At 45.5% G+C, this 19,097-nt stretch carries 20 protein-coding genes and 1 pseudogene; 6 read left to right on the top strand and 15 right to left on the bottom strand.

The genetic code is table 11. The features are described from left to right. Positions 1–7 precede the first annotated feature (7 nt). From QUB30_RS02220 to QUB30_RS02205, 4 genes are all read right to left on the bottom strand, one after another. Positions 8–730, bottom strand: a complete 723-nt coding sequence (locus tag QUB30_RS02220; RefSeq protein ID WP_333328404.1) for a DevA family ABC transporter ATP-binding protein — start codon at positions 728–730, stop codon at positions 8–10. Between the two features lie 79 nt (positions 731–809). Continuing rightward, positions 810–1,970 (bottom strand): ABC transporter permease DevC, encoded by a 1,161-nt coding sequence (gene devC, locus QUB30_RS02215; RefSeq protein ID WP_333328401.1) that lies wholly within the window; start codon positions 1,968–1,970, stop codon positions 810–812. 178 nt (positions 1,971–2,148) lie between these two features. Continuing rightward, positions 2,149–3,792 (bottom strand): HlyD family efflux transporter periplasmic adaptor subunit, encoded by a 1,644-nt coding sequence (locus tag QUB30_RS02210; protein WP_333328398.1) that lies wholly within the window; start codon positions 3,790–3,792, stop codon positions 2,149–2,151. 71 nt (positions 3,793–3,863) lie between these two features. Continuing rightward, positions 3,864–4,601, bottom strand: a complete 738-nt coding sequence (locus tag QUB30_RS02205; RefSeq protein ID WP_333328395.1) for a phycocyanobilin:ferredoxin oxidoreductase — start codon at positions 4,599–4,601, stop codon at positions 3,864–3,866. A 131-nt stretch (positions 4,602–4,732) separates the two neighbouring features. Between QUB30_RS02205 and tatA the strand changes: the two genes are divergently transcribed. Then, positions 4,733–4,930, top strand: coding sequence for a twin-arginine translocase TatA/TatE family subunit (tatA, locus tag QUB30_RS02200; RefSeq protein ID WP_333240485.1), 198 nt, complete (start codon positions 4,733–4,735; stop codon positions 4,928–4,930). A 77-nt stretch (positions 4,931–5,007) separates the two neighbouring features. Here the strand turns inward: tatA and panB are convergent, their stop codons facing one another. The 5 genes from panB to QUB30_RS02175 all read right to left on the bottom strand — a co-directional run bounded on the left by panB (position 5,008) and on the right by QUB30_RS02175 (position 9,987). Next, entirely contained in the window at positions 5,008–5,787 is a 780-nt protein-coding gene (gene panB / locus QUB30_RS02195) for a 3-methyl-2-oxobutanoate hydroxymethyltransferase (RefSeq protein ID WP_333328392.1), read from the bottom strand. A 522-nt stretch (positions 5,788–6,309) separates the two neighbouring features. Continuing rightward, a complete protein-coding gene (locus QUB30_RS02190; protein WP_333328389.1) occupies positions 6,310–6,726 on the bottom strand; it encodes a hypothetical protein in 417 nt (138 codons plus the stop codon). A 69-nt stretch (positions 6,727–6,795) separates the two neighbouring features. Next, positions 6,796–7,557, bottom strand: coding sequence for a hypothetical protein (locus QUB30_RS02185; RefSeq protein ID WP_333328384.1), 762 nt, complete (start codon positions 7,555–7,557; stop codon positions 6,796–6,798). Positions 7,558–7,730: 173 nt separating this feature from the next. After that, positions 7,731–8,165 (bottom strand): hypothetical protein, encoded by a 435-nt coding sequence (locus tag QUB30_RS02180; RefSeq protein WP_333328381.1) that lies wholly within the window; start codon positions 8,163–8,165, stop codon positions 7,731–7,733. A gap of 64 nt (positions 8,166–8,229) precedes the next feature. Then, positions 8,230–9,987, bottom strand: coding sequence for a serine/threonine-protein kinase (locus tag QUB30_RS02175; protein WP_333328378.1), 1,758 nt, complete (start codon positions 9,985–9,987; stop codon positions 8,230–8,232). A gap of 629 nt (positions 9,988–10,616) precedes the next feature. On the opposite strand from QUB30_RS02175, the gene QUB30_RS02170 reads away from it, so the two are divergent. From QUB30_RS02170 to QUB30_RS02160, 3 genes are all read left to right on the top strand, one after another. Beyond that, positions 10,617–12,047, top strand: a complete 1,431-nt coding sequence (locus QUB30_RS02170) for a form I ribulose bisphosphate carboxylase large subunit (protein ID WP_190660564.1) — start codon at positions 10,617–10,619, stop codon at positions 12,045–12,047. A 136-nt stretch (positions 12,048–12,183) separates the two neighbouring features. Further along, positions 12,184–12,594, top strand: a complete 411-nt coding sequence (gene rcbX / locus QUB30_RS02165) for a RuBisCO chaperone RbcX (protein WP_333136955.1) — start codon at positions 12,184–12,186, stop codon at positions 12,592–12,594. A 45-nt stretch (positions 12,595–12,639) separates the two neighbouring features. Continuing rightward, positions 12,640–12,975, top strand: a complete 336-nt coding sequence (locus QUB30_RS02160; RefSeq protein ID WP_333328375.1) for a ribulose bisphosphate carboxylase small subunit — start codon at positions 12,640–12,642, stop codon at positions 12,973–12,975. Positions 12,976–13,097: 122 nt separating this feature from the next. Here the strand turns inward: QUB30_RS02160 and QUB30_RS02155 are convergent. The 5 genes and pseudogenes from QUB30_RS02155 to QUB30_RS02135 form a co-directional block, all read right to left on the bottom strand. After that, positions 13,098–13,364: pseudogene (locus QUB30_RS02155) on the bottom strand (restriction endonuclease subunit R); the annotation flags it as partial. 107 nt (positions 13,365–13,471) lie between these two features. Continuing rightward, on the bottom strand, positions 13,472–14,221 hold the full coding sequence (locus tag QUB30_RS02150; protein ID WP_333328372.1) for an IS4 family transposase: 750 nt from the start codon (positions 14,219–14,221) through the stop codon (positions 13,472–13,474). Positions 14,222–14,600: 379 nt separating this feature from the next. Next, positions 14,601–15,023: a hypothetical protein gene (locus QUB30_RS02145; protein ID WP_333328369.1), complete on the bottom strand. Its 423-nt coding sequence runs from the start codon at positions 15,021–15,023 to the stop codon at positions 14,601–14,603. 167 nt (positions 15,024–15,190) lie between these two features. Next, positions 15,191–15,424, bottom strand: a complete 234-nt coding sequence (locus QUB30_RS02140; protein ID WP_333328366.1) for a hypothetical protein — start codon at positions 15,422–15,424, stop codon at positions 15,191–15,193. A gap of 10 nt (positions 15,425–15,434) precedes the next feature. Next, positions 15,435–16,658 carry a hypothetical protein gene (locus QUB30_RS02135; RefSeq protein ID WP_333328363.1) on the bottom strand — a complete coding sequence of 408 codons (1,224 nt, stop codon included), beginning with the start codon at positions 16,656–16,658 and terminating at the stop codon, positions 15,435–15,437. A gap of 254 nt (positions 16,659–16,912) precedes the next feature. On the opposite strand from QUB30_RS02135, the gene QUB30_RS02130 reads away from it, so the two are divergent. Continuing rightward, entirely contained in the window at positions 16,913–17,182 is a 270-nt protein-coding gene (locus tag QUB30_RS02130) for a hypothetical protein (protein WP_333096050.1), read from the top strand. 106 nt (positions 17,183–17,288) lie between these two features. Here the strand turns inward: QUB30_RS02130 and QUB30_RS02125 are convergent, their stop codons facing one another. Beyond that, positions 17,289–17,663: a hypothetical protein gene (locus QUB30_RS02125; protein ID WP_015179219.1), complete on the bottom strand. Its 375-nt coding sequence runs from the start codon at positions 17,661–17,663 to the stop codon at positions 17,289–17,291. A gap of 562 nt (positions 17,664–18,225) precedes the next feature. On the opposite strand from QUB30_RS02125, the gene QUB30_RS02120 reads away from it, so the two are divergent. Then, the coding region (locus QUB30_RS02120) for a tetratricopeptide repeat protein (RefSeq protein WP_333328360.1) at positions 18,226–19,097 on the top strand (872 nt) is incomplete at its 3' end.

Raw genomic sequence — 19,097 nt, 5'->3', positions numbered from 1 at the left:
ATTAATATTATTTTCCCGAAAGAACGCCTGTGGCAGCCGCTGTTGATGTATCTTGTGCGAGGTAGCCGTCTTCCATGTGAATAATGCGATCGGCTATGTCTAAAATGCGGTTGTCGTGGGTGACAAGCAAAATAGTGCAGTGCTGTTCTTTTGCCAAACCTCGCATAATTTCTACCACATCTCGACCTGATTTACTGTCTAGTGCTGCTGTGGGTTCGTCGGCTAAGACTAATTTCGGCTGGCTGACTAATGCCCGGGCGATCGCAACTCTTTGTTTCTGCCCGCCAGAAAGACTGTCGGGGTAATAATCTATTCTTTCTCCCAAGCCTACAGCTTGCAGCATTTCCTCTATTTTATCATTAGTTTCTTGGCTAGAAAGATGACTGTGCAGTTCTAAAGACATTTGCACATTTTGCCTAGCACTCAAGCATTTGAGCAAATTGTGAGCTTGGAAAATATAGCCGATGTCGCGGCGGACTTTAACTAATTTATTTTTCGGCGTTCCCCGCAATTCTTGGTCGAGAATTTTCAGACTACCTTCTTGGATCGAGCGCAAAGCTCCAATCAAGGTTAACAATGTTGTTTTACCAGACCCGGAAGGCCCTGTCATCAGCACGATTTCGCCCGGATAAATGTCGAGGTTGATGTCAAATAATGTCTGTTTGCGAAGTTGTCCTTCCCCGAAGGAATGATTGAGATTTTTAATTGAGACAACTGGTAAAGTATTCATGGTTATTTGTTATTTTTAATTTCATAATTCTTCCTTCTTCAATCCGTGTATCCGTGTCAAAATCCGTGTCGTCCCTTCCTTAAAAAATATCCGCCGGGTCAGCCGCCTGCAACTTCCTAACTGCGATCGCCCCCGACACAGAACACATGACAACTGTCATTGCAAAAACAGTCCCAGCTTTCATCAAAGTCATGTACATCGGCAAACTCGTAGCAGTTCTCCCTAAATTGTACAGCACCACAGAAATCCCAAACCCAGGCAAATAGCCAAGAATTGCCAAAATCAAAGCCTCTTGAAACACCACACCCAAAAAGTAAATGTCCCTATATCCCATCGCCTTCAGCGTAGCGTATTCCGGCAAGTGATCGGTAACATCAGTATAAAGAATTTGATAAACAATCACTATTCCGACGATAAATCCCATTGCCGCGCCGAGTGTGAAAACAAATCCGATCGCCGTGCTTTCTTCCCAATACTTTCTCTCAAAATTTACAAAGTCTTCTTTAGAAGAAATTCTCACATCTTTCGGCAAAGTTGCCCTCATTTTATCAACAACAGCCTTAACATCTGTTCCCGGCTGCAAGTGAACAATACCTATATCAATTAAACCTCTTGTTCTCCGCGTCGCAAAAATTCGCAGAAAGTTCAAATCGCTGGTGACAAGATTTCCGTCGGCACCGAAAGATGCGCCTAAAGTAAATAGCCCCTCTACCGTAACGCGGCGGTTGTCAACTTCTGTTTCAACAGGTTTTCCCTGCTTGAAATATTCTGCTACTGGCCCAAACTCCGGGCGAGAAGCTTGGTCAAATAAAACCACATCCGCCATTTGGATTTTGTCCAAATTATTTTGGATTTCAGGCATATCAAAGATGGGATTAGTCGGGTCAAAACCGATGACCATTAATTGGCGGGTATTGCGCTGGTTGGGGTCGGGATTTTTCCACAATCCAAAGCCTAAATATACCGGGCTGATTGCTGTAACGCCGTCAAAACTCAAAGCTTGATATAAGCGCCGCTGGGGAAAACTTTTCATGGCTATTAAAGCCGTAGATTGAGTGCTGGTGATAAAAATATCCCCTTTTAACTTCGAGTGAAAGCTAATGGAGCTTTCAAATAGCGCGTCTCTAAATCCAAACTGCATAAACATTAGCAAGTCCGCAAATCCAATGCCGGCTAACGCGATTACTAAGCGCATTTTTTCGCGCGTTAATTGTGCCCAAGCTAGCGGTATTTTTGCCATAACAGTCGATTTTATATTTTAGAGTTGAGATGTGGGATTTGGGATTGCATAACTTTAGGACTTAAGCACGGGTGTTGAGAAACCGGGTTTTTTACCCTTATATTTGATTCAAACCCTTAATCTCGGTAAAAAAAACGGTTTCTTGAGTCCCCATGCGTAAGTCCTGTCAACGTAAAATTTAGATATTTATTTTAACTTCAACCTGCAAGTTGGTTAGGGTTGCAACTTTTTTGCTCGATTCCGGATCTAGGCGAATTCTCACTTCGATAACTCTAGCATCGGTATCGGCAGCGGGGTCGGTATTGAGGACATCTTTTTTGCCGACTTGTTTGCCGACGCGAGCGACTGTTCCTTCCAAAGTGCCTGCAAATACGGGGCTGCTGATGCTAGCGCGCTGGCCGTTTCGCACTTTGCCGATGTCGGTTTCGTAAACTTCTGCTACGGCGTACATTTGATCGGTGCGGCCTAGTTCTACAATGCCATCTTCAGTGTTGATGCGTTCTCCTTGTCGGGTGTGAACTTTGAGGATGGAGCCGGATACGGGTGCTTTTACGTAGCTTAAGTTTAAGTCTACTTGAGCTTTTTGTTTGGTGGCGATCGCACTTTCGACGGCGGCTTGGGCTGCTTGCACGTCTTCGGCACGGACTTCACCAATTTGATCTAGATTTGCTTTGGCTTGATTGATTTGTTCTTGGCCTGTTTCTGCTTTTTGTTTGAGTATTGCTTCGGCTTGATTGATTTGTTCGCGTCCTGTTTCTATCTTTTGATTTAAGGTCGCTCTGGCTTGGTTAATTTCCTGCCTGCCTGTTTCTAACTTGCGTCGGAGATTGGCTCGGGATTGATTGATTTCCTGCTTGCCTGTTTCTACTGTTTGTTTTAGTGTGGCTTTAGTTTCGACTATTTGCTCTTGCAGTGTTTGCACGGTTTTTTCTAATATCGCTTCAGCTTCTCTGACTTTTTCACGAGCCGTATCTACAGTTAAGCGCTTTGTGTCATAAACTGAAGCAGAAATTGCACCTGTTTCGGCTAGTTCTTTGTTGCGTTGTTGCTCGGCTTCGGCATTTTTTAATTCTGCTTTGAGGCGATCGACTGTAGCGTTTTGAGAGGCAATTTCGCCGCGCAATTGAGCTTCTAGCCTAGCAAGTTTGGCTTGCTGTACTTCAGTTTCTCTTTCTAGTTGTGCCTCAAATTTGGCAAGATTAGCTTGTTCGGCTTCGGTTTCTCTTTGGAGTTGTGCCTCGAATTTGGCGACGTTAGCTTGTTCGGCTTCGGTTTCTCTTCGCAGTTGAGCTTCTAAGCGGGCGACATTGGCTGCTTCGGCTTCGGTTTCTCTTTGGAGTTGTGCTTCAAACTTGGCAACTTCGGCTTTTCCGGCACCGATTTGGCCTGTTTTTGCGCCTGCTTGAATTTTCGCTAATTCTGCTTGTTTGACTTTGACTTCTTTGTCGGCTTGTTGGAGGATTGCTTGAAGCCGATCGCGCGTATCGAGAACTGCTATGATTTGTCCTTGACTGACTCGATCGCCCTCTTCCACCTGCAACTGTTCGATCCTCGCTCCCTCCGACGCCGAAGGGGCCGACAATTTGATCACTTCCCCCTGCGGAGTCAACCTACCCAAAGCGGTAACGCTGGTGCGGGTGGAGGCTGGACTTGCAGCAGCCGTGGCAGCGGCCACCTTTAACTCTTCGGCTTTTCTAATTTCAGATACTTGCCAAAAACCGACTCCTGTGGTTATGAGAGTGGCAGCGATCGCTAAACCGATGACTCCTCGCCCTGGGGGTTTTAAAAATGATTTATCCTTAACCCGTGATTCCTTTCCCATGACTTATAAAGTAGGTGATTTCCTAATGAAGTTTTTTCCACCCACGGTGAAGTATTGTAAACAAATTGCAGCTATTTAGGGAAATCAAAAAGCACCTCGGTCATGTAATGTTCGGCCCAATCTTGACCGAAAGCTTTTTCGAGTACGCGGCGGGTTTTGTCGTTTTGCTGCTGCTGGGTGCAGTAGTAAATTTGAGCCTCGATAATTTTCGATTCTTCCTCCGCAGAGACTGGTTCGGAAGCTACTGCTAGTTTGCAGTGAATTTCAACGTAGGATTCAACTATGTTCAGAAATCTGCTTTCTTCTTCGATAGACTCCGGCCGCACAAACAGACAAAATTCTGAGAAAATATCCCCCCATTCAGGAATTTGGCGGGGACAAGAAAATTGGTTGACCGGCAAATTTTGCAGTCGAGTTCGGTAGGTTTCCGACAAAGTTCGACTGGGATTGAGGGGAGAAAGGTCTGCGATCGCGGCGCTAATTTGCCCTTTGCCTGCTACGATATCCGTACCGAACATCGGCAAAGCATAATTCGGTCTCGGAAACATGACGCAGTGCAGGATATCCAGCAGCGGCCCGACTTTAGCGAGTTCGAGGTGTATTTTGCGGAACTGGGGCGTTTGATAGCAGCGGTTTTCAATGATCAGTTTTTCTCCTTCCAAGCGCCCTTCTACGTATCCCAACTCAGCGGGCAGGTAGTAGGGTTCGAGGTCGAGATAGCGGTGCCATACTGCTTCCATCCGGTCTGCTAACTCGCGGATGAGGTAGTGCTGTTGCTCGCGCAGGGAAGGCTTGGATATTTCTAACATTCCTATTTATCGGGCGATAGCTTAATAAAACTTGATTCTACTGTTGCAGGATGCAGGAAAAAAGGTAGATACTTTTAAGGATATCAGCAGATCGACTTGCCGATCGAGCAAGTTTTACAGGAGATGAGTGTATGTTTGGTCTGGGATTGCCCGAATTGGGCATTATTGCGGTAGTCGCCATTCTAATTTTCGGGCCCAAGAAAATTCCTGAGTTGGGAAATGCTTTGGGAAAAACGCTGCGGAGTTTTAAGGAAGGGGTAGGTCTAGCTGAAGATGAATCTGCCCAGAAGGAAAATGAGAAGGAGGAAGAGGGGCTGCCGAAGGTTTAAATAACATTTGCAGTCAGTAACGCCCTCCGACGGAGTTTTATGAGGACGGACGTACTCACTACAAAACCTACTATTAATTACAGTTCGGGAAATTTTCCGTCTCTAACTTCTAGGGAATAATCTTTGACAGCTTGGGTAATTGTTTCGCGCAAATTGGCGTAAGCTTTCACAAAAGGCGGCTGCTTTTGTGAAAGTCCCAACAAATCAGAAGTAACTAAAACTTGTCCGTCGCAGTGCGGGCCGGCCCCGATGCCAATTGTGGGAACCGTTAATTTTTGGGTAATTTGAGCGGCTAAGTCTGCGGGAATGTGTTCTAGCACGATCGCAAAAACGCCTGCTTCTTGAAGCGCGATCGACTCTGCTATGATGCGATCGGCTGCTTGGGCCGTTTTTCCTTGTTTTTTGTAGCCGAGTTGGTGTACCGACTGCGGAGTTAAACCAACGTGGCCCATCACCGGAATTCCGGCGGATGTTAGCTGCGAAACTGTGGCGGCCATTGCTGGATATCCACCTTCTAGTTTTACCGCTTGAGCGCCGGTTTCTTTCAAAACTCTCCCGGCCGAGTGCATGGCTTGCTGGGGACTTTCCTGATAGGTTAAAAACGGCAAATCGACAACAATTAATGCTTGTTGAACACCGCGACGCACTGCTTTAGCGTGGTGCAGCATTTCATCGAGAGTGAGGGGCAGTGTTGTCTCGTAGCCCAATATGGGCATTGCCAGAGAATCGCCGACTAGGATGATATCTACGCCTGCTAGATCTATGAGTTGGGCGATCGCATAATCATAAGCTGTCAGCGCGACAATTGGTCGCCGTTGTTGTTTCCACTGAATTAATTGATGAGTCGTGACTGACATTTTAGTGCCAAAATATAATATTATCTCCCGCTATTACTTATGATATCAAATCCGGGCGATCGCAGGTTATATTATTTATCATTCGGCTATTAAAATCGCTTAAGAGTCAAACTTTCTTTCCAGCAGAGGGGGACGAAGAGTAAGATGAGAAAATTAGAGAAATTTTATACGCGAATATAACTTTGCATTCCCTCTGCTGGCAAAAGAATTAACCCTAATTTTTCAAGTCCCCTTCTCAACCCAAATCTTCCTGGATAATGAAGCCGAGTAAAGGTTCTTCTCCTGCGGGACGTTCTACACAATCATACCTGCCTTCTCGTCCAGCTACGGCAAGACCAACATTTTTGAACTGACGAAATTTTCTGGTTCCTCTTGCAGTGTTTTCTTGGATTTCACCAACTAGGGTTAAACTTAACTTAGCGATAATACAATTCAGGGTACATATTCTATGTTTTAAGAATATTTGTAACTGAGATTGCTGTTGTTCTTTATTGTTTAATTTGGGTTGACAAATGTTGCAAATTAATAGCAAAAATGCTCTCTACTTATTGAATTGCGAAGCTTCTGCCATTCTTGTTTAGAAACATCTGCACGAGTTTTGTCACCCGAGGGATCGCGGATATCCCAAATTGTATCTGCAATCCGATCGAGCGATCGCCCGTGAGAACGATAATCGAAGTCCCAGAAAGCATCACCGACGCAATCTCCTTGTGTAGTAATCATTTCTCGATCGACTGTATTGCGAATAGCATTCCATTCGCGAATGTAGGCAGAAGAATCGTCAGATCGCAATTTGCGACCTCCTAATTGAGGATTAACTCTATAAAAAAACCAATCCGTAAACCTATCCACAGCTTGAGTTCGTGATTCATAATCGCGCGCTGTAGCACTGTCTAAATTGGCAACACCGAGTACAAGGGCTATAGCTAATGCACACACCCCTAAAAACTGCGATTTTGACTTGATTGAAAGTGATTTAATTAGCACGATTAAACCCAATAAAAATTATCAATCTCCCCGATATCGCTGGTGATAAATCTTTTGTTGCCATCCATCTATAGAACAAGAACTTCCTCCTGTTTTAGGTGCGAGAGTAGATAAGCACCAATAAATTTTTCCATCAAAAATAACGCCTTTTTTGATATATTGTAACTCAGAGAGAGGTTGCCACGGTCGCTCGATATTAGACTCGTCATAATATCGATATTGTTTTCCCTTTACCTCTAAACCCTGATCCGTACCTCCCAACCAATAACGACCTTCTTCAATTATGTTTGATGACGATTTTTGTTGATGGCTATCTGTCTTTTTCTCAATCCACCAATTCCTCACAAAACGTTTTGTATTTTCAGAACCTCTTGTCGTAGCGACTATAACTAGCAGTTCTCCTTCTTGATTGATAAACTCAAAACGACAAGGCCCCTCTCCTGTACCCGAACAATCCTTAATCTCTTGATATCCTAAATCAAATAGCTCTTTAACCGAACGATCTCTGAGGTTGGGTTGACCCTGTAAGCTTGGCTGCCACCGTTGTTGAATCAGGATTTGACGGGCCTCTTCGTATGGCATACCTTGTTGAAGAGGTATTTTTTTAGGGGAATTTACAGAATTTTCAATACTGACTTGAACCTTTTCACTTAAAGCAACGATTGTTAAATTTTCTTCGGAATTATTGATGTATTTTGTTTGACTTCCTGTATCGATTTTCGCACTATTTATGCTGGGAATTTGTTGCTGTGGGGCAGCACCGGCAAAACTTGTATATCCCATGGCGATTAGTCCCATCAATGGTGCAATAATTCTGGTTGTAATAAGAGTGCGATCGCATATCCAACTTTTCCTACTCATCGGTTTAAAACCTTTCTTTTTACAGAGTTATGTAGAGATGACCTCTACTCTAGGAGTTATCTTCGATAAATGCTGCGCTGTAAGGCGTTCGACTCTCACAGTCCACAATTGGAAATATACATTTCGCGTCGAATTGCTGACCATTCACTAATGCCGATCCGATCGCTTTTGGGAATTGGCTGTCCGGTGCGTTGAGGATGGCGGCTGTAAAAAATTGTATCTGCAAGTAAATCGTAGGTTTGCTCGTATGTCTGCCCGTTAATGGTGGTGAATTCCCATCCTGTATCTCCTGGGGCGGGCCTAAAGCAGACTTCTTGTACCGACTTGACTCGCGGATCGATCGCTTCGCGCAATCTCCGCCATTGATTGCTATATTCGCGATCGCCAGCTTGGAGTTTGCGATTGTTTAACTGAGGATTAACCCTGTAGAATAAGAAATCGGTCAATCGATCGACGGCTTGTTCTCGCGATTCGGCTTTGGCTAGATTGGGGCTGATGAACGCAAGGGCGATCGCCAGAGCACCAACCATTGAAAATCTTGAGACAGACTTAATTGATAACGACTCGATTAGCATAGTGATTTGGTGTTAATTCCTACCGCCATCCCAACCACCTGAGCACGGGCACAACTAAATAATGACTAACTCCCAAACAAAGCCCGATCGCACTTCCCAACAAACCAAAAAACACAATAGAACCCCAAACTTGCAGCCAGCCGAACGTAACGTTAGACAGTGACAAAATCCCAAAGAAACTCCCCGGAAAAATGTTCCAAGCATTCAGAAACAGAAACATTCCCGTAGAGAAAACAGCCACAACCAAAGCGTGAACTAATTGATGGCTGCGCAAACCCATTCCCACAGTCACAGAGGCGATCGCAAAAGCTCCCAAAATAACCCCCTGCACGCCACTAGAAGCTGTTGCTTCCATCCAACACAAACCCGCCAACAAATAGCCCTGAGCTCCCATCAATCCAGACAGCCAATACTGTTTTTGCTGGCGAAAACTCCCTGCATCCGTCAAACCGATCGCAGTTCCCAACCCCGCAAATCCAAACAGCAGCACTTCCGGCCCCACAGCGAAAGTCATGTTAGGCATTAATTGCTGCAAACCTTCATTCAGAAAACTGGCAATTTGCGGGCCTAGAGGCGAAGCATAACCCAAAACCAAACCGCCGATCGCCCCCGCACTTCCACCAACGGCACCCAGCACCATTTCCCAGCCCGTATCCAGAGAAGCTACCACGATTTGGGCGATCGCGCCGAACAGCAAAACCGTCAAATTTGCCGTTTTTTGCGCCCCCGCCACCACTACTTGCCGGCAGAATTCTACAATAGCTTGACCCATTGGGGCGATCGCGATTTTGCCCTTACTCCTAGCATAAATCTCCTGCAAACGCGCCCGAACATCGCCAGCCGTCGCCGGACGCTGCTGCACGTTCGATCGCACCATATCGTCCAACAAATTCGCCAAAGCCGGACTCACAGATACAATGTGCCGCCACCGCAATTCTCCCGTCATCGGATCTTCAATTTCCGCCGGATACTTCCCCGTCAGCAAGTGAATGCAAGTCCGCCCGAGGGCATAAAAATCCGTCGCCGGCACCACACCGCCGCCCACAATTTGTTCCGGCGGACTGTACCCGGGCGAAATCAACCGCGTCGAACTCCGAGAATCTTTCCCCACGGATTCGACACCGCCCATCTGTTTAACTCCCCCAAAGTCGATCGCCACCAATTGCAGTCCGCCCAAACCCTTGCTTAGCAAAACTTGGGGCGATTCCGGGTCTCGCAGCATCAAATTTGAGGGTTTAATGTCGCGGTGAATAATCTGACACCTGTGCAACTCCTCTAAAATTTCCACAGCTTGACTCAGCCAACTAAACACCCATTCCTGCGGACATCCTTGAGGGTGCTCGTCGAGAACCTCTTCTAAAGTTTTGCCGTGAATCTTTTCCATTACCAAACAAGGCAGCCGCTTCGCCGCCGGATTTCCATCCCCGCCTGCAAAATTTTGGGTTTGGACGTGAAAATAACCGTCTGGATCGACTCTAGGGACGCCCGGGTGCCGCAAAAGTGCCAAAACCCAAGCTTCTTGCTCGAACAGTTTCAGCGCTTTCGCGGAAGTTTCGAGCAACACTTTCAGGACGCGCTCGGTTTGAGTTTCTGTGTCCCAGACTGTGAAAATTGCTGCAAAGCCCCCGGAACCGAGGCTTTCTAGAGGCAGGTAGCGATTTTTTAGTCGCAGCGGAGCCCCGCAACTATGACAAAAATTGTTGCCCCAAGTCTGAGGGTAGGGCCTTGGGCAATCTGGATTGATGCAGTGAACGGCTTTTGAAGGGGGGTGAGGCACAACCAGAGTAAAAATGGGGCTAAATATCCATACTAGACTTACGCGCAGCTAACGCAGAAACCCGGTTTTCAGCGAGGTTAAATGGCTGTAACGGCGGATTTGGTTTGAGAAACGAGCTTACTCTTGCTGCACAAGTCCTGTCCATATTATGTGGTATGCTGTCGATTTTTGAGTTGACGGTCTGGAAGTCGCGGGATTTTAGATTTTAGATTTTGGATTTTGGATTTTAGATTGCATACAGGATTGCTGTTGAGATCGATCTCAACTGCCATCCACAACTTTAGGTATTTCTAACTACTTAGCCCAGACCCATTACCCCTTACTAATTCTGATTTTTAAGTATTAAATTCTTTACATAAACCGTATTGATTCGCTGTTCGGCTCGCTGCACCATATCTTCCGCTCAAGCGAAATTCCTCCCTGCTCTGCGATCCCCAGCCTTTCCTCCTGCATCCTTCGCCGCTGGCTTTTCATAAGATATGTTACAAATATTTGCCTAATGTAAAGCAAAATAAATAATACTTATGATGATTAAAAGAATATTAAAATTTGAGAACGCCACTTTATTGATATATTTTTAACAGCCTGCGATCGGGCAAAAAAATTAAGCGAATACTAGGAAGCGAGATATGGCTTACGCGCAAACCCAAACTCAATCAAAGGCTGGGTATAAAGCCGGAGTTCAAGACTATAAACTAACGTATTACACGCCGGACTACACCCCAAAGGATACAGATGTTTTGGCGGCTTTCCGGGTAACACCGCAGCCGGGAGTACCCCCTGAAGAAGCAGGCGCTGCTGTGGCTGCTGAATCTTCCACAGGTACATGGACAACTGTGTGGACTGACCTCCTGACCGACCTCGACCGCTACAAAGGTCGCTGCTACGACATCGAGCCAGTTCCCGGTGAAGACAACCAGTACATCTGCTTCATTGCTTATCCTTTGGATTTGTTTGAAGAAGGTTCCGTCACCAACTTGCTGACCTCTTTGGTCGGTAACGTGTTCGGTTTCAAAGCTCTGCGCGCTCTGCGGTTGGAAGACTTGCGGATTCCCATTGCTTACCTGAAAACCTTCCAAGGCCCTCCTCACGGTATTACCGTTGAGCGGGACAAATTGAACAAGTACGGCCGTCCTTTGCTGGGTTGTACAATTAAGCCCAAATTGGGTCTGTCTGCTAAGAACTACGGCCGTGCCGTTTACGAAGTTCTGCGCGGCGGTTTGGACTTCACCAAAGACGACGAAAACATCAACTCGCAACCGTTCATGCGCTGGCGCGATCGCTTCCTGTTCGTTCAAGAAGCTATTGAAAAAGCTCAAGCAGAAACCGGCGAAGTCAAGGGTCACTACCTCAACGTAACAGCCCCCACCTGCGAAGAAATGATGGAGCGGGCTGAGTTCGCTAAGGAAATCAAAACCCCCATCATCATGCACGACTACCTGACCGGTGGTTTCACTGCTAACACCACCTTGGCTAAATGGTGCCGCCGCAATGGTATTTTGCTGCACATCCACCGCGCCATGCACGCAGTTATCGACCGTCAGAAAAACCACGGTATCCACTTCCGCGTGCTTGCCAAGTGCTTGCGGATGTCCGGCGGCGACCACCTGCACTCCGGTACAGTTGTGGGTAAACTCGAAGGCGAAAAAGGCATCACGATGGGCTTCGTAGACTTGATGCGCGAAGACCACATCGAAGAAGACCGCAGCCGCGGTATTTACTTCACCCAAGATTGGGCCTCCATGCCCGGTGTCATGCCGGTTGCTTCTGGTGGTATCCACATCTGGCACATGCCGGCTTTGGTGGAAATCTTCGGCGACGACTCCTGCTTGCAGTTCGGCGGCGGCACCTTGGGTCACCCTTGGGGTAATGCACCTGGTGCAACTGCTAACCGCGTTGCTTTGGAAGCTTGCGTCCAAGCTCGTAACGAAGGCCGCAACTTGATGCGCGAAGGCGGCGACGTGATCCGCGAAGCTTGCAAATGGTCTCCTGAACTGGCTGTTGCTTGCGAACTCTGGAAAGAAATCAAGTTTGAGTTCGAGGCAATGGATACCCTTTAAGGATTTTTGGTTGGAGATTTTAGGTTTTAGGTCGCAAACTTGCTAGGAAGTCTTTATCTTTGAAGAAGATTTACAAGTAAGTTTGCATCCAAAATCTAAAATCCAAAATCTAAAATTTGAGGGGGCTGGGGTCAAAATGGATCTCAAACAAGTTGCGAAAGACACCGCTAAGGTGCTGGCAAGTTACCTAACCTATCAATCCGTGCGGATGGTGGTCGCTCAGTTGAGCGAAACCAATCCTCCTTTGGCAATCTGGTTGAACGACTTTTCCACGAAGGCCAAAATCCAAGATGGAGAAGCATACATTCAAGAGTTGCTGAGGGAAAATCAAGATTTAGGATTTCGGATCATGACTGTGCGAGAGTATCTGGCTCACGATGTGACAGAATATTTGCCAGAAATGGTTTGTACTGGCATTCAACAGGCGAATATGGAACACAGACGCCAGCATTTAGAGCGAACTACGCAACTTAATTGGTCTGTTTCTAGCAGTAATCCTGAAACATCAATAGATTCTGAACCGAATCTGGATAATTTGTCGAGTTAATCGATCGACAAGTGCGATCGAACACACACCTTAGAGATACAAAAAATGAAGACTTTACCTAAAGAGCGTCGTTACGAAACTCTGTCCTATTTGCCCCCGCTGACAGACGCGCAAATTGCCAAGCAACTCCAGTACATCTTGGATCAAGGCTACATTCCCGGCGTAGAATTCAACGAAACCTCTGCCGCTGAAATGCGCTACTGGACTCTGTGGAAGTTGCCTTTGTTTGGTGCTCGCAGCGTCAAAGAAATCATGACAGAAGTTCAAGCTTGCCGTCAAGACAATCCTACTTGCTACATCCGCGTCATGGGTTTTGACAACGTGAAGCAGTGTCAAGTGCTGAGCTTCATCGTGCACAAGCCGAACACCAGAGGCTACTAAAAAGTATTGGCTGGCTAATCTAAATTTTAGGTTAACAGTCATTTCAGATTTGAGGCGGAGAATTTTCTCTGCCTCTTTTTTTATGTTTGTACTAAGGACTTTAGTCCTTCTTCTTCCTTCTGCTATAGCTTACAAATAGCTTTTAAAACTTGCAGCAACAAAACTGAAGGTTCGGGTTCCATCAAAGTCAAAAATGGCATTAGCTGATAGGTTGGGGGATTTCCTCTGCGGATATTGACGAATTGATAAAACTCTCCGCTAGTCGCCAGCCCCCAAACAGACTCTTGATATTCTAAACTTTTATAGGCGTAAGTTAGGAGTTGGGGCAAACCTGCGCGGGGAGCAATTAGACTATTTTTAGATTCTACTACTAAAATCCAAAATGGTATATCAGCGCTGGGGGGGTGACAAAGAGGCCTAGGACATAGACAGAATCAGGGTTGCAGCCCGCATAGCTTGTTGATAAAAGCGACGTTTATTTCGAGTTAACTTGCGTTTACTGTTCCACTTCATCAGAATATTGTTCGAGATAATTAACCCACTTTTCTCCATCTAAGCCAACACCAAATGTACTCCGTCTTCGATATCTTTTTTTAGGTTCTTGACGCCGACATACATATTTTCCTACCTGCTTTTTCTGAAGTTCAGTACCTTCAAATATTGCCAAACTATAGGCGAGTGTCATCAGCAGAATCATGTTAATCAGTCGGTTGCCTTTTAAGCTAGTTCCTTCCAGATCGTAGCCTCCTGTTTTACAATCTCGAAACATTTCTTCGATACCCATCCGTTGCTTGTAAGCATCGATCGCTGCCCGCAACGACCCTAAATCTGTGAGTATAAACCACGCTTCATCAACCTGCCATGCCCCATAGTTTCTTTTCCACTTACAAGCAACATCAAATCCAGTGGCAGGTTGAGTTTTTCTCACTCTTTTACCTTTAAAATATAAAGAGGTTCCCGGCACTATTCCTAATTCATCTAATCGCTGCCAAACTAAATGCTCTGTTTCGATACAATGATTCCTCTTCAGTCTTAAGCAAAAAGACACACCCTTTTCCTTGAGCCAGTTTCCTAAGTCTACCGAACAAAATTCACGGTCTCCTAAAACGATGACTTTATATTCTGAAAATAACGGTAAAACTTGCTGTAGATTTGTAGTCTGTTCCTCGAAGTTGCTGCTCCCCAATTTGGGCAACAATGACCAGTATAATGGAATTGCTCTTCGCTCCCAGATTAAGCTAACCATAAAGAGATTAATGCACCCCCATTAACTGCGGTCGATTGCAATTGATAAACGAGTACCAATGCGGCAATAAGTGGTCAACCAATAAGTAATTAAGGGGAACCAAATTAATGAAATAGTTAAGTTTGGTAAATCCAGAAATCTTTGTAGTTTTCTACGCCGACTTTCCGTTGTAATTGGGTAAGGAAATACCCGTGCCAGTCGTTCTAATCTCACTTGTTTTTCTGATTGCATCACAGATAGCAAAGTTGTCATTACAAGAAACTGAGCTGATGTCAGTTGTTTTTTTAAATGAGTCTGGTAAAATGTTGGTATCATTATTTTTTGGATAGGCAAGCGTGTAACAATTATGCTGCCTATCTTTTTTGAGCAGCGGATTGGCTCAATCCTCACCACCTCTGGGTTTCAGGCTGGTTGTCACCCCCCAGATATCAGCGGCAATTTGTTTCTCTTTATTGATTGCTAAAATTTCAAATCTGCCTGTAATCGTTGTGTCTTCATCTTCTATAGTTATGTTAGCAATGTTTGGTTCTAGACTCATCTTGATTGGGTGGCGGTAGAAGCCAGCCAATCGCATTAAGGGAAACGTAGTTAAAGCTTGTACCAGTCCTTCAGAGACTCTTTCCACTGAGAGGTATTCGCGAAAATCGTTCCGGATTTGGGCGAGTTCTAACTGTTCTATCTCTGTTAAGGATTCTAAGGATAAAAAAATGGTGTACGTGTCATTATTAAGCTGCTCTTGGAATTTCAAAAATTGACTGACTTCACCGAGAGTTATATTTTTGGCGTTAATAGTTGTTGTCATGTTTGATAGTTATTAAAGTTTTAGTTAGAATTATAACATAGAGATTGTGATAGTCAATTTGTACCATTTTTAGAACAGGCAAGATGCCTGTTCCACGACATATTAATTTTTTTGTGGGGCGGGCATCTTGCCCGCCCATGAAAGTGACAAATGGGATAACTGCGAACCTAATCTATCCTTTCCATTACAATTCCATCAACTATTTCATAACCCCAATTAGAGTTGCGATTTGCCAACTGCTCGGCCATATCGCATTCGCCTAAATTGCAGAGTTCAACTAACATTTGATATGCTTCATCTCTTTCTCGCTGCAACCTTTCCCCCCGCAGGTTTTCTCTCTCTTCCTCAGAAGGATTTGGTCGCTCTTCTCCCAGCGGATTGATATTGCTAATTCGTTTCATATCAGCCTCATTAAAAAGGGATAGATTCTACGATTTCACCGTCAACTATTTCGTAGCCCCAGTCGGGGTTTGCAGCGATTTGTTTTTCAACTATACTTCTGCCGAGAGGAGTTTGGTAAGCTTTTTGCAAAGAGGAAATACTGGGGATTTCGGCGGCGGTTGGTGGCTCTTTTTGTTCGAGTTTTGGCGGTTCTGGAATCGGGTCGGATGTGGATTGATTCAGGGCAAATTGCGGCGCGATCGCCCCTAACTTCCGCATGACGCTATCCTTGGTGATTTGCGGTTTTTCGTTGAAGGAAGAGGGCAGATATGGTGTGTCAACGCCCTGGTTTTTGGCTTTTAGTGCATCATCAGCAATACGATCGCACTTTCGCAAAAATCCCTCCCACAAATCTTTGCCCAAAACCGGGTTTCTCAAATCAGCACGGGCTTTAGAGACTGCTGCTTCCAGCGGTTCTCCTTTGTGGACGTAATACTGAATTCGCTCCTCTTCAAAAGCAGGATAAGGCACTTCCGGCTCGATTTCCCAATCCCGCTTGACTTTCTGACTTTCTCCTAAAGGAATTCCGGCGATAAATTCCTCCCAAAAAGTCGAGGTTAAGCCTTTTGTCATGCTGTCAATAATTTTAAATGCCCATCCAGAAGGATTGCCAAATCCTAAGTTGCGCTCTTGAGCATATGCTTCTAAAGCTCGCTGAAAGTTGTGCAGTTGTTCTTGGGAATTCCAAGGGCCGCTAAATCGGTAATTCGGGGTGACAGCAACGGCTATTTGCTGGCGGGGTTGCCCGAAATATTTGTCGGTTTTAACTACATGATTTGGGGGTGATGTTTCGCGGAAGATTTCTACAGGGTGATTGTTGTTTTCGCGACTTATCGGTGTTATAATATCTGGCGGATTCGGTGTCCAAAAGTTATTGAGTTTTTCCTCGAAAGCGTCAATGTCCGCCCAGAGTTCTAGGGTGTCCGTGTTGGGATTTGTTAATTTTTCTTTCAGGAGCGATCGCACTTTGAGCAGGCGTCTCGCGAGTTCTTGTTCTTCGTGATTCAAACCAGTGGCTTTTTCTATTTCGCTGCTGTTGGTGTTTACCCATTCGCCGGAGTTGGACTTTTGTGATTGCCATTGCAATAATTGGCAAAGAAAAATACTCGCCGCGACTCCGCCGGTAATTGGGGCGAGTTTGGGATAGTAGATGGCGGGGTTTCCTAGATTTCCTAAAAATATTCCTATTTTCATTTTGTATATTCTTAATTCCCTTGAATCTTAGGGTTATTATTGGCGCAGCTTAGCTTGAATTCTAGGGGGGGCATCGGGGCAGCTTACCTCGACTAAACTAGCATGGAGAAACTTAAGATTTTCTTTAAGCTTCTGTCTATTCCTGACTGAATGGAGTTTCTAGAGTAAAAACGGGGATCGCTTATTCGATCGCCTGATTGACAGGACTGAGTTAAACGTAATAATAAATTATTTACTGTACAGCTTCTGCCAAAATGAATCCAGAACGCCAAGAGGCTTATTTGAACTTAATCGAGCGAGTGCTTACCTGTCCCAACGGCCAAGAGCCAGAGGTTTTGAGTTCGCGTTCCGATTTAATTGATGCGGGATTTGTGCAAATGCTAATCCAGATATCGGCTTCTATGGCGCGGGAAGGTGACGAAGATACTGCTAATTTTTTAGTGCAACTTGCTCGTTTGCTGGGGAAATCTTTGGGTTTGTCGCCGGATTTGAGGCCGGCTGGGTACAGTAGTGCAAAGGGGTAGAGAAAAAGTGCGATCGCCTCGTTGTATCATGTTTTGAGAAATGAGGGCGATTCCCTACCCTTCGGGATAGCTTTGCTACACCTAATTTTTAAATGCAGCTATGGCTTTACAGTTTATATTCGAGAGGCTCGCAAAAATCATTCACCCCAGTTTTAAATACATAAATAATCACCGAAGTCACCAAAATATCGGGGCAAATTTTTGCTGCAACTAAATCTCTAAATGCAGCATTCAATTGTCCGTTTGTCAACTCTTCTTTAACCTCTGATTTGCAGATAGCAACGCGGCATCTTTTGGCCAATCCGTCTAACCAATTTTCCGAGATATTCGGTTCTTGTCCGGCTTGAATTGCTAGAGATATCGCTGCATCTTCGATGTTACCTTCGCAATCTTCGATTGCATCTAGGGCTTTTAGCGCTTCGGGATATTCGGCTAATTGTGAGCGAAATTGGGCAATTTGTTGTGAGGTAATAATCACCATATTATTTTCCTGTGTTCTCTGCTGGCGGGATAAGTTTAGCAATTAAAGGTGATATTATAGCATTTTTTTTTGAGGTTGGGATTGATTGTTTGAATTTGCTCGCTGGTGCAATAGTTCAATGTGCTTGAAACCCCCGTCTCATAGCGGAGTCCGACGAGGGTTGAAACCCCAGTCTCATAGCTGAAGTCCTCTCAAGAGGACTGATGAGAAGGATTTCAATGGTAATTAATCATGTTCAAAATGTTAGATTGCGCTGTGGCGAAGTCCGACGAGGGTTGAAACCCCCGTCTCATAGCTGAAGTCCTCTCAAGAGGACTAATGAGAATGATTTCAATGGTAATTAACAATGTTCAAAATGTCACCCTTAATTAACATTGTGCACATCTTCAGTCCTCTTTCAGAGGACTTTCGCTATGAGACAGGGGTTTCAACCCTTGGCGGACTATGGGACTGACGACAAATCCCGATCGCCTTTTCAACCTCTGGCGGAGTATCGGACTGACGACGAATCCCGGCAATTGTTGCTACAATCAAAAAAACCAACCGCCTCAAAATCTCCCCAATGTTGGATAAAATATGGCGATTCCTCAAACAATTAATTCAGCAGGTGTTCCGCACTTTTTCCCAGGATTTTAACCCCCCCTGGCCCCCCCTTGGTAAGGGGGGGGAACAAGAAGGATCAAATCTTTCTTCCCGCCTTAGCAAGGGGGGACAGAAGGGGGTTCCTCAAACTTTGACTGATGCGGAATACGAGGCGAAGTTGATGGAACTTCTCGAAGGGGTGAATGAGGGCTGGGGAAGAGGGGATGTTGCGGAATTCTTACTCGCAAAACGCATTAAAAATGGTGAATTGGCGGCTTGGTTGCGGAGGTTTGAGGCTCGATTGTTGGAGGGCAGGCAGGGGAATACAGCGTCTGCGGATGCGGTGGTATCGCTTCCGGAATTGGCGCGCAGGTTGGAGTTGTTGGGTAGAGTTGCGGGTGGGGAATTGGGAGAGTGCGCGGGGAATGTTGGTAGGGAGATTTTGGTTGAATTTCCGTCATCTTCGGTTGAGGGGGATGAGGTTGTCGATCGATCGGCTGAGGGGTGGTACGAGCGAGGTAATGAACACGGTAATTTAGGACAATTTGAAGAAGCGATAGATTCTTACAACCAGGCAATTGCTCTCAAACCAGACTACCACCAAGCTTTCAGGAACCGAGGTAGAGCACAGAGTGATTTAAGACAATTTGAAGAGGCGATCTCCTCCTACGACAAAACCTTAGAAATCAAACCAGATTTATACGAAGCCTGGATTAGCAGGGGCGATGCACTGAATAATTTAGGAAGGTTTGAACAAGCGATAGCCTCCTACGACAAAGCCTTAGAAATCAAACCAGATAAACACGAACCCTGGTATAATCGGGGCGTTGCACTGAGTAATTTAGGAAGATT

The sequence above is a fragment of the Microcoleus sp. BROC3 genome (assembly GCF_036702515.1).
GTDB lineage: Bacteria > Cyanobacteriota > Cyanobacteriia > Cyanobacteriales > Microcoleaceae > Microcoleus.
This window is presented reverse-complemented; position numbering and strand designations above follow the sequence as displayed.

Bases quoted from the DNA above. Each gene is read 5' to 3' on its own strand.
- devC (WP_333328401.1), bottom strand. From the start codon at position 1,970: ATGGCAAAAATACCGCTAGCTTGGGCACAATTAACGCGCGAAAAAATG.
- QUB30_RS02140 (WP_333328366.1), bottom strand. From the start codon at position 15,424: ATGAAACGAATTAGCAATATCAATCCGCTGGGAGAAGAGCGACCAAAT.
- panB (WP_333328392.1), bottom strand. From the start codon at position 5,787: ATGTCAGTCACGACTCATCAATTAATTCAGTGGAAACAACAACGGCGA.
- QUB30_RS02150 (WP_333328372.1), bottom strand. From the start codon at position 14,221: ATGGTTAGCTTAATCTGGGAGCGAAGAGCAATTCCATTATACTGGTCA.
- QUB30_RS02185 (WP_333328384.1), bottom strand. From the start codon at position 7,557: ATGGGATATACAAGTTTTGCCGGTGCTGCCCCACAGCAACAAATTCCC.
- QUB30_RS02160 (WP_333328375.1), top strand. From the start codon at position 12,640: ATGAAGACTTTACCTAAAGAGCGTCGTTACGAAACTCTGTCCTATTTG.
- QUB30_RS02135 (WP_333328363.1), bottom strand. From the start codon at position 16,658: ATGAAAATAGGAATATTTTTAGGAAATCTAGGAAACCCCGCCATCTAC.
- QUB30_RS02130 (WP_333096050.1), top strand. From the start codon at position 16,913: ATGAATCCAGAACGCCAAGAGGCTTATTTGAACTTAATCGAGCGAGTG.
- rcbX (WP_333136955.1), top strand. From the start codon at position 12,184: ATGGATCTCAAACAAGTTGCGAAAGACACCGCTAAGGTGCTGGCAAGT.
- tatA (WP_333240485.1), top strand. From the start codon at position 4,733: ATGTTTGGTCTGGGATTGCCCGAATTGGGCATTATTGCGGTAGTCGCC.
- QUB30_RS02180 (WP_333328381.1), bottom strand. From the start codon at position 8,165: ATGGTTGGTGCTCTGGCGATCGCCCTTGCGTTCATCAGCCCCAATCTA.
- QUB30_RS02145 (WP_333328369.1), bottom strand. From the start codon at position 15,023: ATGACAACAACTATTAACGCCAAAAATATAACTCTCGGTGAAGTCAGT.
- QUB30_RS02125 (WP_015179219.1), bottom strand. From the start codon at position 17,663: ATGGTGATTATTACCTCACAACAAATTGCCCAATTTCGCTCACAATTA.
- QUB30_RS02210 (WP_333328398.1), bottom strand. From the start codon at position 3,792: ATGGGAAAGGAATCACGGGTTAAGGATAAATCATTTTTAAAACCCCCA.
- QUB30_RS02220 (WP_333328404.1), bottom strand. From the start codon at position 730: ATGAATACTTTACCAGTTGTCTCAATTAAAAATCTCAATCATTCCTTC.
- QUB30_RS02205 (WP_333328395.1), bottom strand. From the start codon at position 4,601: ATGTTAGAAATATCCAAGCCTTCCCTGCGCGAGCAACAGCACTACCTC.
- QUB30_RS02170 (WP_190660564.1), top strand. From the start codon at position 10,617: ATGGCTTACGCGCAAACCCAAACTCAATCAAAGGCTGGGTATAAAGCC.